We start from the raw sequence: 13,510 nt of genomic DNA, 5'->3' as shown, positions 1-13,510 counted from the left end.
TTCCCGGGCGGTCAGGAGATCGGTCGGGAACGGATCATCGGCTCGGTCTTGCCGAGGTCGACCGGGCGGGCGGGCGCGGCGGCGTCCGGCGGGACCACCGGCGGGCGGTCCGGGCGGGGCGGCGCCGCGGAGGCGGGCTCGGTCCGGCTGTCGCGGTGCGGCAGCAGGGCGATCACCGCGTCGCGCAGTTGGGCCGGGGCCTCCTCGTCCAGCGGGTCGACGGTGGCGGGCACCTGGAGCCGGACCGGGGTGCCGTTGCCGATCCGGGCGTAGCCGCGGCCGACCGGGGCGTGGGCGGCGGGCACGATGTCCAGCGGCGCGCCGAGCGCGGCGTGGCCCTCCTCGGGCCCGGCCGGGCCGAGCAGCACCCTGGCCCGGGCGGTGGCCCGGACGGTCGGGGTGATCCGGTCCCGGGCCTCGACGTCGTCGGCGATCACCACGGTGACCCGGGCGGCGCGGCCGTGCCGCAGCGGCAGCTCCAGCAGCTCCTGCGGGTCGGGGCGGCCCTCGGCGTGGGCGAGCTCGCCCAGCTCGGTCGGGTGGTCCAGCAGCAGCCAGAGCGGCCGGGTGAGGTCCTCGGGCAGCGGGGTGCCGGTGTGCCGGGCGGTGTTCAGCGCGGTGAGCCGCCGCTCGGTCTCCTGGGCGGCCCACTCCAGGGCGGCCAGCGCGCCGTGCAGGCTGGTCTCCACGGTGTGCACGCCGGGCCGGTTGACCAGGCAGGCGTGCTCCCCGGTGCCGGCGCCGTCGATCACCACCAGGTCGCCGTACGGGAGCGCCTGGAGCGCGATCGAGCGGATCAGGCTGGAGGTGCCGTAGCCGGCGACGCCGAGGGCCAGCAGGTGCGGCTCGGAGGAGCGCGGGCCGGTGCGCCAGACCACCGGCGGCTGCTGGGCGGTGGCCCCGCCCTGGTGGACCGGGATGGTGCGGGCGGTGCCGTCCTCGTCGGTGAAGCCGAGCACGATCTCGCCCGGGGCGGCGACGAAGCGCTGGGCGGCGATGTCGGTGGGCAGTGGGGCCAGCGCGGTGATCCGCAGCCGGTTGGACTCCTCGTCCCAGTCGAAGCGGTACTCCCGGGCCCGCCCGGCCTTGCCCTGGACGACCTGCTCGATCCGGGCCCGGGCGGCGGGCTCGGTGTCGGTGAAGTAGGCGGGGTAGCTCAGCTCCAGCCGGGAGAGCCGGCCCTCGCCGTCGAACTCCCAGGAGCCGAAGGCGTTCTTGTAGCCGCCCTCGAAGTGGTACAGCGGATTGGCGTCCTCGGGGCCGCACAGGTACGGCGTGAGCGCCGAGTAGAGGGCGGCGAGCTTGACGTCGGCGACGTCGGGCGCGGGCGGGGCGGGCGCCGCCTTGGGGGCCCGGCCGGCCCAGGCGGCGCTGGCCATCAGGCCGACCAGGGCGAACAGCAGGCCGTGCGGCAGCAGGTAGATGCCGACCAGCATGGCGGCCGACAGGAACAGCGTCGGGCCGCGCCGCTCCTTCGGGGTGGCCTGCCAGCGGCCCTTGGCCCAGCCGGCGTGGTGGCGCAGCCCGCGGCCGATCACGGTGAGCGGGGCGAACATGTCGGTGGCGTGGTCCCCGGCGGTTCGGGCGAACTCGCGGCCCTTGCCGAGATGGCGGTGGAGCGGCATTCCGTGACTCCCCGGTCGAGTGGGACGGGTGGGGTGAGGGGGCACTGCTCGTGGTACGACGGGGCCCGGGGCGGTGGGATCCGCGCCCGGGCCGGTGGGGGAGAGGCGGCGCCTAGAACCGAAGGCCGCCGAGCAGGCTCGCCAGGCTGGCGCCGCCCGCGGTGATGCTGGGGGCGATCGAGGAACCGGCGACGTAGAAGCCGAAGAGGGCGCAGACGATGGCGTGCGAGACCTTTAGTCCGTCCCTGCGGAAGAACAGAAAGGCGATGGTGCCGAACAGGACGATGCCGGAAATCGAGAGGATCACTTCTGCTCCTCGGGGAGGGGGACGGGGGACAGTGTTACTTAAAGTGCCCTAATAGTGACAAAAAGTAATAGATGATGGAACGGCGCAAATGGGTGGTTCTGCCGTTCATTGCCGTCGGGTGAGCCGGGCGGCGGTGTGCGAACCGGCCGGGGTGGGGGCCTGGAGTCGTGCGGGATCCGGGTGGGACCGGTGCCGCGAGGCATTCCCGGGGGGTGGGTGGGAAGTTTCCGGGGGGTCCCGGAAGTTCGCTCGAATGGCCGCGCAACCCGTGCGGCCGGACGTCGTACCGCACGTCGTACCGCGCCCGGGGCCGGTGGGGCCGCCGTCCGGAATCCGGACGCCCGCTGGTCCGTCGGCGGCGCCGGCCGCTACGGTGCGGTACGCACGAGCCCTCGTCACCCCTCTGGAAAGGCAGTCCGCCATGACCGATGCCCCCGACGCCGAGGTGATCGCGCTCGCCGGGAAGCTCTTCGACGCCGCCCGGGCCGGCGACACCGCCACCCTGACCACCGCGCTCGACGCCGGGGTCTCCGCGGACCTCACCAACGGCAGCGGCGACACCCTGGTGATGCTGGCCGCCTACCACGGCCACGCGGCCACCGTGGAAACCCTGCTCCGGCGCGGCGCCGACCCGAACCGCGCCAACGACAAGGGCCAGACCCCGCTCGCCGGGGCCGTCTTCAAGGGCGGCTCGGACGTCGTCGACGCCCTGCTGGCCGGCGGCGCCGACCCGAGGGCGGGTGTCCCGTCCGCCGTCGACGCCGCCGCGATGTTCGGCAAGACCGAGCTGCTCGCCCGGTTCGAGTCTCAGTAAGGGCAGGTCGTAGGCTCTTCGACCATGGAGAGCACCGCCGCGCAGGCCGCCAGCACCGTCGAGTTCCGCATCACCGGGTACGCCCACCCCGACGCGCAGGCCCTGTCGGCGGAGGTGCAGCAGGAGTACGTCCGCCGCTACGGCGACCCGGACGAGACCGTGATGCACCCCGAGGACTTCGAGGCCCCGGCCGGCCTGTTCATGATCGCCTACCTGGACGGCCGGCCGGTCGCCTGCGGCGGCTGGCGGGCCAAGCAGGCCGGCCCGGACGGACTGCGCGACGGCGACGTCGAGCTCAAGCGGATGTTCGTGGTCCCCGCCGCCCGCGGCCGGGGCCTGGCCCGGGCGGTGCTGCACCGCCTGGAGGAGACCGCGGCCGAGGCCGGGCACACCCGCGTCATCCTGGAGACCGGCAGCGAGCAGCCCGAGGCCATCGCGCTGTACGGCTCCGAGGGCTACACGGCGATCCGCAAGTTCGGCATCTACAAGGACCACCCGCTGAGCATCTGCCTCGGCAAGGAACTCCCCGCGGCGGTCTGAGCGGCCGGCGCCCCGGGTAGACACCCGGGGTGGACCACCGAGCACCCGAGGCGGAGCGCCTCCCCGCCCTGGCCGCGCCCGGCGGGGAGCTGGACCGGCTGGTCCTGGCCGGCCTGCGCGCCGTCGGCGCGGGCGCGGTCTGGGCCGTCGGCGACGCCGGGGGCGCCCTCGGCGGCGGCAGTCACGGCACCCTCGGGCAGGGCCCGTACGCGCGGCTCGCGCCGGGGCCGGACACCCTGTACGACCTCGCCAGCCTCACCAAGGTGGTGGCGCTCTGGCCCGCCGCCGGAGTGCTGTGGCAGTCCGGCCGGCTGCCGCTGGACGAACCGCTCGGCCGCTGGTGGCCGCCCGCCGCCGGGCGGCCCGTCGGCGTCGTGACGGTCCGTCAACTCATGGCCCACACGGCGGGGTTGCTGCCGTACACCCGCTTCGAGCAGCTCTACGGGCGGGAGCCGGCGGCGATCCGGGCCGGGGTGCTGGCCGCCCCGCTGCACCGTGCGCCGGGAGCGGCCGTGGAGTACACCGACCGCGCCGCCGTGCTGCTCTGCTACCTGGTCGAGGACCTCGGCGGCGCGCCGCTGGACGTCCTCGCCGAGCGCTGGACCTGGCGGCCGCTCGGCATGACCGACACCCGGTACGGGCCGCTCGGCGCCGCGGACACCGCCCGGGCCGCGCCCACCGAGTGGCACGAGCCGACCGGCGCCCACCTGCACGGCGTCGTCCACGACCCCTCCGCCCGGCTGCTCGGCGGCGTCTCCGGCAACGCCGGCGTCTTCTCCACCGCCCGCGACCTGGCCCGCTTCCTCACCGCCGTGCTCGCCCCGCCGCCCGAACTCCCGTGGGGCGCGCGGTGGATCACCGCATCGCTGCGCGAGCAGACCGGCGGCCTGGCCCCCGCGCGCGGCCTGTCCTGGCTGGTCGCCGCCGGCACCGACCCGGCCGAGGGCACCTTCGTCCACTACGGCTTCACCGGCACCGGCTGCTGGGTCTCCCGCCGCCAGGGCCGCTGGGCCCTGCTGCTCAGCAACAAGGTGCACCACGACCGGAACACCCAGCCGCTGACCGACCTGCGCAACGCCTTCCGGCGAGCCGTCTTCGGGTGATACCCGATCGGGTGGATTAGGTACGAACCGCCTTTGCCGGGGCGGCGGTTGCGGCAGAGTGACCGGGACGGGCAGCGGCCGGCGGAGGAGGCGCGATGACGGAGACCTGGGCACTCACGGAGGAACAGTGGCTCGCCCGGATACTGCGCGCCTACATCGGCTGCAGCGTGCTGCTCACCGGCGAGGACGGCAAGGTCCTGCTGCTGAAAGCGAGTTACCGCGACCAGTGGCAGTTCCCCGGCGGCGGGATGGACCCGGGGGAGGGCCCCGCCGAGTGCGCCGCCCGCGAACTGCGGGAGGAGACCGGGCTGTCGGCGGGCGAGCTGCGGCTGCTGGTGGTGGAGTGGCGCGAGGCGATCCCCGACCAGGGCCGGCACGCCCACCCGGCCGTACACTTCATGTTCGACGGCGGTGCGGTCGAGCGGGGCGCGGTGATCCGGCTGCAGGCGGAGGAGATCGCCGACCACGGCTACTTCACCCCCGCCCGGGCGGCCGCCCTGCTGCACCCCAGCGCGGCGCGCCGGCTCACCGGGGCCCTGGAGGCCCGGCGCACCGGCGCCGCCGTACTGCTGCACTCGGCGGGGTACGTGGGCTGACCGGGCCGGTCAGAGGAGGGTGCTCCAGTAGTACCAGAACCGGTTCAGGACCAGCAGCGCGATCACCGCCGCCCACAGCACCGGCAGCGCCCAGTGGTAGCGCGCCGCCTCCCGGACCACCGCCCGCGCCCTGGGCCCGACCGGTATCACGCCGGAGCGCAGGTTGTGCAGCGTGACGTACCAGAACAGCACCACCACCGTCGCCCAGACCACCATGCAGTACGGGCACAGCGCGCCGATCTCGTACAGCGCCTGGTCGATCAGCCAGTGCACGAACACCACGCCCAGCGCCGTCCCGGCGTGCAGGCCCAGCCAGAACCAGCGCCGGTACGCGGCGCCCGCCAGCAGCCCGGCCCCGATCGCCGCCAGGGCGCCGAACGCGGCCAGGCCGAGCAGCGGGTTCGGGAAGCCGAAGACCTCCGCCTGCTCGGTGCGCATCACCGAGCCGCAGCTGATCACCGGATTGATGTTGCAGCTGGGGACGTACGACGGGTTCTCCAGGATGCGGAGCTTGTCGAAGGTCAGGACGGCCGAGGCGGCCAGCCCGACCAGTCCGCCGAGGAACAGCAGGAGGGCGAGGGCCCGGCTCGCGCCGATCGGGCCACGGCCGGCGGCGTCGGGGACGGACGGGGAGGGGTGCACGGTGGTCGGGGCGGTCATGACAGCACACTCCGGTGGCTGGCTGGGAGGAGCCGGCCCGGCCGGGAGTTCGGCCGGGCCGGTGGTGCCGTGCGGGGCGGTGTGGTGCGGGGTGGTGAGGGACGGGTGCGGTGCGGGGCGGCCTACTGGAGGCCGGCGGCCTGCTTCACCTGGGCGGTGAACTGCTCCGGCGTGGCGGTGGTGTTGCCCGCGAACAGGTTGATCGTCTTGCCGTCCACCTTGACCGTCGGGGTGCCGGTCACCTGGCTGTTGTTGAACGCGTCGGCCACCTTCGCCGCCCACGGCGCGTACGTCCGGTCGGTGACCGCCTTCACGAAGGCGTCCGTCTTGAGCCCGGGCACCTGGCCGGCCAGGTCCAGCAGGTGGTTGACGTCGCCGAAGTCGTCGCTGCGCTCGTCCGGCTGGTTGGCGTACAGCACGTCGTGGAAGGCCTTGAACTTGTCCACGCCCTCGTTCAGCGCGGCGCCCGCGGCGGCCAGCGCGGTGCGCGAGCCCTTGCCGCCGAGGTTCTTGTCCAGGAAGGCGGCCAGGTGGAACTCCACCTTGATCTGGCCGTCCTGGGTGAGCTGCTTGACGGTCTGGCCGTTCGCCGCCTCGAAGTGCTTGCAGACCGGGCAGCGGAAGTCCTCGTAGACCTCCATGGTGTGCGGGGCGTCGGCCTTGCCGAGGGTGATCACCGTGCCGTCCGGGCCGGTGGCGTTCGCCGGCACGACCAGCGGGGCCGAGGAGGCGGCCGCGGCCGCCTTGTCGTCGTTCTTCGAACCGGTGTTGATCGCGAGCGCGACACCGCCGGCCAGCGCCAGCACGACGACGGCGGAGACCGACACGACGATCAGCTGACGGCGCTTGGCGGCCTGCTGCTCGCGGCGCTGCGCCTCCTGGATCCGCTCGCGGGCGCTGACGCGCTTCTTGTTCTTGTCCTGAGCCATGGGGAAGTCAACTCCTGTACGCGGCGCGCGGGCGCGCGCGGGTGGCCGCACTCGGGTGCGGCGGGGGCAAGTGACGCGGAGTCGAGCGCACTGCCCACGGGCGTACGGAACCGTGCACGCTCAGGTGACGGAAGGGGGTACGCGCTCAGCAGGCAGGCGCGAGAACCGGCGGACCACGCCGGGGAGCCGGGCTCAGCACCACGTCCTCGCGGCGCGGCCGCTCGTGGTCGGACACCGGCAGCGGCACCCGCAGCACCGGGCGCACCGGGGCGGGGAGCAGCAGCAGGAGCAGCGCCCGCAGCGGGCGGGCCAGCGACTGGTGCAGCGCGCGCAGCGCCCGGGCCAGGCCGGACAGCGCGGCGTCGCCCAGCCGCAGCCAGGCCGAGGCGGCCAGCGCGATCGCCAGGTGCACCACCAGGAGCAGCAACTGGGTCGCCGCGGGCGCCAGTTCCCCGGTGTGGCCCAGCGGGCCGCCCAGCAGCGAGCCGTCCACCGAACCGCCGCCGCAGACCAGCAGGTTCACCCCGCGCGCGGAAACGTGCTCGGAGAGCACCGGCCCACAGGCGGTCTGGCCCAGGTTGAAGGTGGTGTTCAGCAGCAGCTCGACCGGCACCATCACGGCGGTGATGTGCAGCAGCCGGCGTTCCCCGCCGGCCATCGCGGCCACCACCAGGAAGACGACGGCACTCGCCGTGGCCACCAGCGACAGCGACAGCGGGCGACCGGTGATGACCACCTGGCCCAACGCGGCCATCGGCACGGCGAGCGCGGTGAACACCGCGGCCCGCAGGGCCCTGGTCGCATGGGTGGAGGTCAGCACGCTCCGGAGTATGCCATGCCCCTCGTGCCGGGCACGAGGGCGCGTAGGACCCTTGACAGCCCGGGCGGTGCCCGCTCGGGCCGTGACGGTGCCCGCTCGGGCCCTGCGGGGTCGACAGCCGCCGCCCGGTGCCTACCCTGGAAGGCATCACCGGTGACCCCGACGAGGGGGTGCGCGTCCATGGCGAGGCCCGAGACCACGGTCGGAGAGGTGCTGCTCGACCGCGTCGAGGCCCAGGCGGTGGTGCTCGCCGGACTGGACGACGCCGTCCGGGCGGACGAACCCGACGCCGTGCACCGGATGCGGGTCGCCTGCCGACGGCTGCGCAGCGCGCTGCGGACCTTCCGCCGGCTCCTCGACCCCGGCGCCACCGACACCCTGGTCGCCGACCTGCGCTGGCTGGGCGCCACCCTCGGGCGGGCCCGGGACAGCGAGGTGCTCGCCGAACGGCTGGCCGCCCGGGCCCGCGAACTGCCCGAGGCCTGCGGGCCGGAACGGGTCGCCGGGTCGCTGCGGGAATGGGGCGCGGCCGAGTACCGCCGGGCCCGGCCCGAGGTGGTCGCCGCCCTCGACAGCCCCCGCCGCCGGGCGCTGACCGAAGCCCTGACCAGCCTGCTCGCCGACCCGCCGCTGCGCCCGCGCGCGGCCCGGGCCGCCGGCCCCGAGCTCTCCCGGATCGCGGCCCGCGAACAGCGCCGCACCGCCGCCCGGGTGCACACCGCCCTCACGGCCGGCCCCGCGGAACGCGACGGCGCCCTGCACGAGGCCCGCAAGGCCGCCAAGCGGGCCCGCTACGCCGGGGAGACGGCGGCACCCGCGGTCGGCGCGGCGGCGGAGCGGTACGCGGAGCGGATGAAGGCCGTCCAGGAGGTGCTGGGCGAGCACCAGGACGCGGTGGTCGCCGCCGCCGCCCTGGCGTCCCGGCCCGCGGCGGCCGGCGAGCCCTTCGCCTGCGGGGTGCTCTACGCGGGCCAGCTGGCGGCGGCGGAGGCCGCCCGGGCCCGGCTGCCGCAGGTGTGGGCGGGGGCGGCGGGCCGGAGGCTGACGCGGTTCGAGTAGGGCCCGGGAGGCCTGTGGCCCTAGCGGGTGTCGCCGCCGGGCAGGGTGAGCCAGCGGTCGTCCTCGAACTCGGCGGGGATGTCCTGCGCCCAGGGGTCGATGCCCCGGCGTTCGAGCTCGTCGAACCAGCGGTCCCGCTGGGACTCGGGGAGCCGTGTCGCGCACCACGGGCAGAAGTCGATGCCGATGCTCGCCCGGCCGCCGTCGTGGACGACGATCCCGTACTCCTGGTACTTGGCGATGAACAGCACCACCGCGTCGGGGCAGTCGTACGGGTTGTCGTGCTGGTGGCACTGCCGGTCCAGCTGCCTGGTCATGGACTCGCAGCAGTGCGCTGTCATCGCCTCGGGTACTCCGGGTCGTCAGGTGGGGGCACGTCGGGTTCGGGTGGAGGCTACGGCCGTTCGGGGGCGCGGCGGTACCGGTTTTCCCGTCCTGCCTGCGCTGTCCGTCCCGCGTGCCCTGCCCGCTGGGTCACGTTCCGCGCGCGGCGGCGAAGGCGCGGCGGGTGGGACTGTCCGGTGGGGCGAGGAAGGCGAAGACGTGGCGGCCCTCCTCGGGGAGCGGCAGCACGGTGTAGTCGAGGACGGCGGTGTCCAGCGCGGGGTGGCGGACGTGGAGGCGGCCGGGGCCGGGCGGGGCGGCCCGGTGGTGGTCCCAGAGCGCGGCGAACTCCGGGCTGGCCGTGGAGAGCCGGCCGACCAGGGCGAGCAGGTTCCGGTCGCGGGGGCGGTCGGCGTGCTGGGCGCGCAGGGAGGCGACCAGGTCGGCGCCGATCGAGCGGTCGGCGGCCGTGTTGCCCGGCGAGCGGTCCCGGTACGGGCAGCAGAAGACCTGCCAGAGCAGGTTGCGCTCGTGCGGCGGCCGCCGCTCCGGCCCGGCCAGCAGCAGGGCGGCGGGCCGGTTCCAGGCCAGCAGGTCGAAGGTCGGGCCGGTGACGAAGGCGGGGGCGGCGTCCAGGGTCTCCAGCAGGGCCAGGGTGGCCGCGGGGACGGCCGGGGCGGTCGCGGGGCCGGTGGAGGGGTCGGTGGCGGGCGGCGCCGTACGGTCGCGCCGTACGGCCAGCCGGTGCAGGTAGGCGCGCTCCGGGCCGCTCAGGTGCAGGGCCTCGGCGAGACCGTCCAGGACCGGGCCGGTGGGCACTCGTTGGCGGCCCTGTTCCAGCCGGGCGTAGTAGTCGGCCGAGATCCCGGCGCGGGCGGCGACCTCCTCGCGGCGCAGCCCGGGGGTGCGGCGGCGGCCGGCCGCGGGCAGGCCCGCTTCGGCGGGCGCGAGTCGGGCACGGCGGGCGCGCAGGAACGCGCCCAGCGGGGTCTCGGACATGCGCGCCAGGCTGCCACAGCCGGGCCGGCCCAACCAGGACCGGGCTGTCCCTGGCTGCGCGGTCCTTGGCTGGGCTGTCCTTGGCTGGGCGGTCCCCGGTCGGGCGGTCCGGGGTACGACCGGCCGCTGGTGGGCCGGCGGGGGGCGGCGGCAGGCTCGCCGCATGGGACTTCTCGACGACAAGGTCACGATCGTCACCGGTGCCGGGCGGGGCATCGGCGCCACCGCCGCCCGGCTGTTCGCCCGGGAGGGCGCGCTGCTGGTGCTGGCCGCCCGCTCCGCGCCGGAGGTGGAGGCGCTGGCCGACGAACTGCGGGCCGCCGGCGGGGAGGCGGTGGCGGTGGCCGCCGACCTGACCGCCGCCGAGGGCGCCCAGCGGACGGTGGACGCGGCGCTGACCGCCTTCGGCCGGCTGGACGCGGCCTTCGACAACGCGGGTAACGGCCTGCCGCCCGCTCCGCTCGCCGAACGCTCGGAGGCCGAGTGGGACGACACCCACGCGCTCAACCTGCGGGGCACCTGGCTCTGCCTGCGCGCCCAGCTGCGGGCGATGGCGGCGGCCGGCCGCGGCGGCTCGGTGGTGCTCAACTCCGGGGTGGGCGCGCTGGTCGGGGGCTTCGGCGACGGCGCCCAGCAGGCCGCCAAGCACGGACTGACCGGCCTGGTGAAGGCGGCCACCGCCGACTACGCGCGGTACGGCGTCCGGGTCAACGCCGTCGCGCCCGGGGTGGTCCGCACCCCCGGGACGGAGGAGTACTTCGCGGCGGGCCCGGAGTTCGCCGCCCTGGTCGCACGCTCGACCCCGCTGGGCCGCCCAGGCCTGGACACCGAGGTGGCGGAGGCGGCGGCCTGGCTGCTCAGCGACCGGTCCTCGTACGTGGCGGGCGTGACCCTGCCGGTGGACGGCGGGATCACGGCCACCCGGCGGTTCGACTGAGCCGTGCCGTGCGGGGCCACGCGCCAGGGCGTGTCTGACAATTCCCGCCGGGCACGCGACGCCGGGGCACGCACCTCGCCGCGTTGTCGTCGGTCGCCGATGCTCCGCATGGACTCCCTCCTCCGCCTTGCGATGCACGCACCCCAACGCCGCGCGCTGATCCGACGCGAATTGTCAGACACGCCCTAATGGGGGCTGAGCCCCGCCGAGACGGCCGCCTCGCGGAGCAGCTCGCGGAGCATCGCGGTGGTCAGCCGGCCGGTGTTCGTGTTGCGCGGGCTGACGTGGTAGCAGCCGTACAGCCGTAGGTCGGGGCCGCCGTCCCGGGCGGGGAGGGTGACCAGGGCGGCGTGGCCGAAGGCCGGGCGCGGTCGGGGCACGGTCCAGCCGGCGTCGGCGAGCACCGGCAGCACCGCCTGCCAGGCGAAGCCGCCGAGGGCGACGACCGTCCGCACGGTGGGGCGCAGCAGTTGCAGTTCGCGGGTGATCCAGGGGCGGCAGGTGTCGCGTTCGGCGGTGCTGGGCTTGTTGTCGGGCGGGGCGCAGCGGACCGGGTCGGTGATCCGGACGCCGTACAGCTCCAGGCCGTCGCCGTGCCGGACGGACTCCGCGCGGTTGGCGAGCCCGAGCTCGTGGAGGGCCGCGTAGAGGAGGTCGCCGGAGGGGTCGCCGGTGAAGATCCGGCCGGTGCGGTTGCCGCCGTGGGCGGCGGGGGCGAGACCGACCAGGACGAGCGGGGCGTCGGGCGGGCCGAAACCGGGGATCGGCCGGGCCCAGTAGTCCCAGTCCTGGTAGGCGCGGCGCTTGGTGCGGGCGGTCTCCTCGCGCCAGGCGACCAGCCGGGGGCAGGCCCGGCAGTCGGTGACGACCCGGTCGAGGACGGTGAGTCCGGTGGCGCGGGCGGCGGCCTCGGCCGGGTGGCGGGGGTCGCCGGGGTCATCGGCGGGGGCCGGCTGCATGGGCCCGATCCTAGGGCGTGCGGCCCGGGGAGGGTCCTGTGGTTCAGGACGTTCGATCCGGCCTTGTCCGCGCAGGCGTAGCGTTGAAGCAGTTGCTCCGGTGGCTCCCGGCCCGGTTCGGTCGGCGGTGGCCGGACGCGCCGGTGTGCGCGGAGGCCGCGAGGAGGCCGCGATGATCGTCGATGCGGTGCTGGGGGCGCTCGGGGGACTGGCCGGGCTGGGGGCGATCTGGGCGGGGCTGAGCATCCGGGTGGTCCAGCAGTTCCAGAAGGGCGTGGTGTTCCGCTTCGGCAAGGTGCGCGAGGAGATCCGCGAGCCGGGGCTGGTCGCGCTGATGCCGATCGCGGACCGGCTGCGCCGGGTGAACGTGCAGATCGTGACGATGCCGATTCCGGCGCAGGAGGGCATCACCCGGGACAACGTGACCGTGCGGGTGGACGCGGTGGTCTACTTCCGGGTCGAGGACCCGGTCAAGGCGACGGTCAACGTGCAGGACTACAACTTCGCGATCTCCCAGGTCGCGCAGACCTCGCTGCGGTCGATCATCGGCAAGAGCGAGCTGGACGACCTGCTGGCCAACCGCGAACCGATCAACCAGGGGCTGGAGTTGATGATCGACAGCCCGGCGCTGGGCTGGGGCATCCAGATCGACCGGGTGGAGATCAAGGACGTCGCCCTGCCGGAGTCGATGAAGCGCTCGATCGCGCGCCAGGCGGAGGCCGAGCGGGAGCGGCGGGCGCGGATCATCACGGCGGACGGCGAGTTCCAGGCCTCGGCCCGGCTGTCGGAGGCGGCGGCGGTGATGAGCGCGACCCCGGCGGCGCTCCAACTGCGGTTGCTGCAGACCGTGGTGGAGGTGGCGGCGGAGAAGAACTCGACGCTGGTGCTGCCGTTCCCGGTGGAGCTGCTGCGGTTCCTGGACAGCGCGACGGAGTCCCAGCAGCGGGACCTGCTGGCGGCCGCCGCGGTCGCCGCCGCCGCGAAGTCCGCGGAGCAGGCGGTGGAGCGCGGGGAGGTGCCGGAGGAGGAGCTCCCGCACGAGCGGCCCCGACACGAACTGCCGCCGTTGGAGAAGCTGTTGAACGCGTCGCCGCTGGACGGAGCGGAGCTGGACGGGCTGGGTTCGGACGGGGCGGACCCGGAGGCGCCCGGCCCGGCGGAGCGTGCCGAGCCCGGGGCGGCGTCCTGAGCGCCACCGGGCCCGCCCGGGCCCGGTGGCGTGGGTCACCCGGTCGGACCAGGATGGACGAGGGGCTGGAAGCCAGGCCAGGAGGCGGACCATGACCATCGCCAGCGACATCATGCACCCGGGGGCGGAGTGCATCCGCGAGCACGAGACGCTCGCCGCCGCCGCCCGGATCATGCGGGAACGACACGTGGGCGCGCTGCCCATCTGCGGGGAGAACGACCGGCTGCTGGGCATCGTGACGGACCGCGACATCGTGCTGCGCTGCGTCGCGGAGGGCCGCGACCCGTCCGAGGTGACGGCGGGTGAACTGGCGCTCGGCCGGCCGATGACGGTGGAGGCGGACGAGGACTGCGAGCAGGTGCTGCGGGTGATGGAGCAGTACCAGGTGCGCCGCCTGCCGGTGATCAACCACCCGGAGCACAAGCTGGTCGGCATGATCAGCGAGGCCGACATCGCCCGCGGGCTGCCGCAGGCCCGGCTCGCGGAGTTCGTGTCGGCGGTCTGCGCCGAGGCGGCGCCGAAGAAGGAGGCGCTGCAGGGCTGACCCGGCCGGACCGGCCGCGGGGGCGGGGCGCCCCCCGCCCCCCGCGGTGGGCGGGGGCGCCCCGGGGGCGGGGGACGCGGGGGGGGGGGGGGCGCGGGGCCGGGG

The 13,510-nt window shown here is 75.4% G+C and carries 16 protein-coding genes; 8 read left to right on the top strand and 8 right to left on the bottom strand.

Annotated elements, in window-relative coordinates; all coding sequences use genetic code 11:
- Positions 1-11: 11 nt before the first annotated feature.
- Positions 12-1,625 carry a hypothetical protein gene (locus ACFWXO_RS01990; RefSeq protein ID WP_380521371.1) on the bottom strand — a complete coding sequence of 538 codons (1,614 nt, stop codon included), beginning with the start codon at positions 1,623-1,625 and terminating at the stop codon, positions 12-14.
- 112 nt (positions 1,626-1,737) lie between these two features.
- Positions 1,738-1,932 (bottom strand): hypothetical protein, encoded by a 195-nt coding sequence (locus ACFWXO_RS01985; protein ID WP_188305060.1) that lies wholly within the window; start codon positions 1,930-1,932, stop codon positions 1,738-1,740.
- 421 nt (positions 1,933-2,353) lie between these two features.
- Here ACFWXO_RS01985 and ACFWXO_RS01980 point away from each other — a divergent pair, with 421 nt between their 5' ends.
- From ACFWXO_RS01980 to ACFWXO_RS01965, 4 genes are all read left to right on the top strand, one after another.
- On the top strand, positions 2,354-2,746 hold the full coding sequence (locus ACFWXO_RS01980; RefSeq protein ID WP_380521369.1) for an ankyrin repeat domain-containing protein: 393 nt from the start codon (positions 2,354-2,356) through the stop codon (positions 2,744-2,746).
- Positions 2,747-2,770: 24 nt separating this feature from the next.
- Positions 2,771-3,286 (top strand): GNAT family N-acetyltransferase, encoded by a 516-nt coding sequence (locus ACFWXO_RS01975; protein WP_380401381.1) that lies wholly within the window; start codon positions 2,771-2,773, stop codon positions 3,284-3,286.
- Positions 3,287-3,315: 29 nt separating this feature from the next.
- Complete coding sequence (locus ACFWXO_RS01970) at positions 3,316-4,389, top strand: serine hydrolase domain-containing protein (RefSeq protein ID WP_380521366.1); 1,074 nt, start codon at positions 3,316-3,318, stop codon at positions 4,387-4,389.
- A gap of 95 nt (positions 4,390-4,484) precedes the next feature.
- Positions 4,485-4,985, top strand: coding sequence for an NUDIX domain-containing protein (locus tag ACFWXO_RS01965; RefSeq protein WP_375883953.1), 501 nt, complete (start codon positions 4,485-4,487; stop codon positions 4,983-4,985).
- A 9-nt stretch (positions 4,986-4,994) separates the two neighbouring features.
- Here the strand turns inward: ACFWXO_RS01965 and ACFWXO_RS01960 are convergent, their stop codons facing one another.
- From ACFWXO_RS01960 to ACFWXO_RS01950, 3 genes are all read right to left on the bottom strand, one after another.
- Positions 4,995-5,645: a vitamin K epoxide reductase family protein gene (locus ACFWXO_RS01960; RefSeq protein WP_380521363.1), complete on the bottom strand. Its 651-nt coding sequence runs from the start codon at positions 5,643-5,645 to the stop codon at positions 4,995-4,997.
- Between the two features lie 122 nt (positions 5,646-5,767).
- A complete protein-coding gene (locus ACFWXO_RS01955) occupies positions 5,768-6,574 on the bottom strand; it encodes a DsbA family protein (RefSeq protein WP_380401389.1) in 807 nt (268 codons plus the stop codon).
- Between the two features lie 145 nt (positions 6,575-6,719).
- Positions 6,720-7,394 (bottom strand): hypothetical protein, encoded by a 675-nt coding sequence (locus ACFWXO_RS01950; protein ID WP_375883962.1) that lies wholly within the window; start codon positions 7,392-7,394, stop codon positions 6,720-6,722.
- Between the two features lie 180 nt (positions 7,395-7,574).
- Here ACFWXO_RS01950 and ACFWXO_RS01945 point away from each other — a divergent pair, with 180 nt between their 5' ends.
- Positions 7,575-8,453: a CHAD domain-containing protein gene (locus ACFWXO_RS01945; protein ID WP_380521360.1), complete on the top strand. Its 879-nt coding sequence runs from the start codon at positions 7,575-7,577 to the stop codon at positions 8,451-8,453.
- A 20-nt stretch (positions 8,454-8,473) separates the two neighbouring features.
- Here ACFWXO_RS01945 and ACFWXO_RS01940 read toward each other — a convergent pair whose 3' ends face one another.
- Positions 8,474-8,794, bottom strand: coding sequence for a DUF6980 family protein (locus tag ACFWXO_RS01940; RefSeq protein ID WP_380521357.1), 321 nt, complete (start codon positions 8,792-8,794; stop codon positions 8,474-8,476).
- Positions 8,795-8,927: 133 nt separating this feature from the next.
- Complete coding sequence (locus tag ACFWXO_RS01935; RefSeq protein ID WP_380521355.1) at positions 8,928-9,776, bottom strand: helix-turn-helix transcriptional regulator; 849 nt, start codon at positions 9,774-9,776, stop codon at positions 8,928-8,930.
- Positions 9,777-9,939: 163 nt separating this feature from the next.
- On the opposite strand from ACFWXO_RS01935, the gene ACFWXO_RS01930 reads away from it, so the two are divergent.
- On the top strand, positions 9,940-10,713 hold the full coding sequence (locus tag ACFWXO_RS01930) for an SDR family NAD(P)-dependent oxidoreductase (RefSeq protein ID WP_380521353.1): 774 nt from the start codon (positions 9,940-9,942) through the stop codon (positions 10,711-10,713).
- 185 nt (positions 10,714-10,898) lie between these two features.
- Here ACFWXO_RS01930 and ACFWXO_RS01925 read toward each other — a convergent pair whose 3' ends face one another.
- Positions 10,899-11,672: a uracil-DNA glycosylase gene (locus tag ACFWXO_RS01925; RefSeq protein WP_380521351.1), complete on the bottom strand. Its 774-nt coding sequence runs from the start codon at positions 11,670-11,672 to the stop codon at positions 10,899-10,901.
- 172 nt (positions 11,673-11,844) lie between these two features.
- Between ACFWXO_RS01925 and ACFWXO_RS01920 the strand changes: the two genes are divergently transcribed.
- Together ACFWXO_RS01920 and ACFWXO_RS01915 are read left to right on the top strand one after the other, a co-directional pair.
- The gene (locus tag ACFWXO_RS01920; RefSeq protein WP_380521349.1) at positions 11,845-12,861 is read left to right on the top strand and encodes a slipin family protein; all 1,017 of its coding nucleotides are present in this window, start codon (positions 11,845-11,847) and stop codon (positions 12,859-12,861) included.
- A gap of 91 nt (positions 12,862-12,952) precedes the next feature.
- Positions 12,953-13,405 (top strand): CBS domain-containing protein, encoded by a 453-nt coding sequence (locus tag ACFWXO_RS01915; RefSeq protein WP_375883977.1) that lies wholly within the window; start codon positions 12,953-12,955, stop codon positions 13,403-13,405.
- Positions 13,406-13,510: the final 105 nt, after the last annotated feature.

It is taken from the genome of Kitasatospora sp. NPDC059088, from assembly GCF_042738155.1.
GTDB lineage: Bacteria > Actinomycetota > Actinomycetes > Streptomycetales > Streptomycetaceae > Kitasatospora.
The sequence above is the reverse complement of the archived record's forward strand: the minus strand, read 5'-3'. Positions and strand labels throughout refer to the sequence as shown.

Excerpts from the sequence above, each read along its gene's own strand:
- ACFWXO_RS01990 (WP_380521371.1), bottom strand. The coding sequence starts at position 1,625 with ATGCCGCTCCACCGCCATCTCGGCAAGGGCCGCGAGTTCGCCCGAACC.
- ACFWXO_RS01980 (WP_380521369.1), top strand. The coding sequence starts at position 2,354 with ATGACCGATGCCCCCGACGCCGAGGTGATCGCGCTCGCCGGGAAGCTC.
- ACFWXO_RS01975 (WP_380401381.1), top strand. The coding sequence starts at position 2,771 with ATGGAGAGCACCGCCGCGCAGGCCGCCAGCACCGTCGAGTTCCGCATC.
- ACFWXO_RS01965 (WP_375883953.1), top strand. The coding sequence starts at position 4,485 with ATGACGGAGACCTGGGCACTCACGGAGGAACAGTGGCTCGCCCGGATA.
- ACFWXO_RS01960 (WP_380521363.1), bottom strand. The coding sequence starts at position 5,645 with ATGACCGCCCCGACCACCGTGCACCCCTCCCCGTCCGTCCCCGACGCC.
- ACFWXO_RS01955 (WP_380401389.1), bottom strand. The coding sequence starts at position 6,574 with ATGGCTCAGGACAAGAACAAGAAGCGCGTCAGCGCCCGCGAGCGGATC.
- ACFWXO_RS01945 (WP_380521360.1), top strand. The coding sequence starts at position 7,575 with ATGGCGAGGCCCGAGACCACGGTCGGAGAGGTGCTGCTCGACCGCGTC.
- ACFWXO_RS01940 (WP_380521357.1), bottom strand. The coding sequence starts at position 8,794 with ATGACAGCGCACTGCTGCGAGTCCATGACCAGGCAGCTGGACCGGCAG.
- ACFWXO_RS01935 (WP_380521355.1), bottom strand. The coding sequence starts at position 9,776 with ATGTCCGAGACCCCGCTGGGCGCGTTCCTGCGCGCCCGCCGTGCCCGA.
- ACFWXO_RS01930 (WP_380521353.1), top strand. The coding sequence starts at position 9,940 with ATGGGACTTCTCGACGACAAGGTCACGATCGTCACCGGTGCCGGGCGG.
- ACFWXO_RS01925 (WP_380521351.1), bottom strand. The coding sequence starts at position 11,672 with ATGCAGCCGGCCCCCGCCGATGACCCCGGCGACCCCCGCCACCCGGCC.
- ACFWXO_RS01920 (WP_380521349.1), top strand. The coding sequence starts at position 11,845 with ATGATCGTCGATGCGGTGCTGGGGGCGCTCGGGGGACTGGCCGGGCTG.
- ACFWXO_RS01915 (WP_375883977.1), top strand. The coding sequence starts at position 12,953 with ATGACCATCGCCAGCGACATCATGCACCCGGGGGCGGAGTGCATCCGC.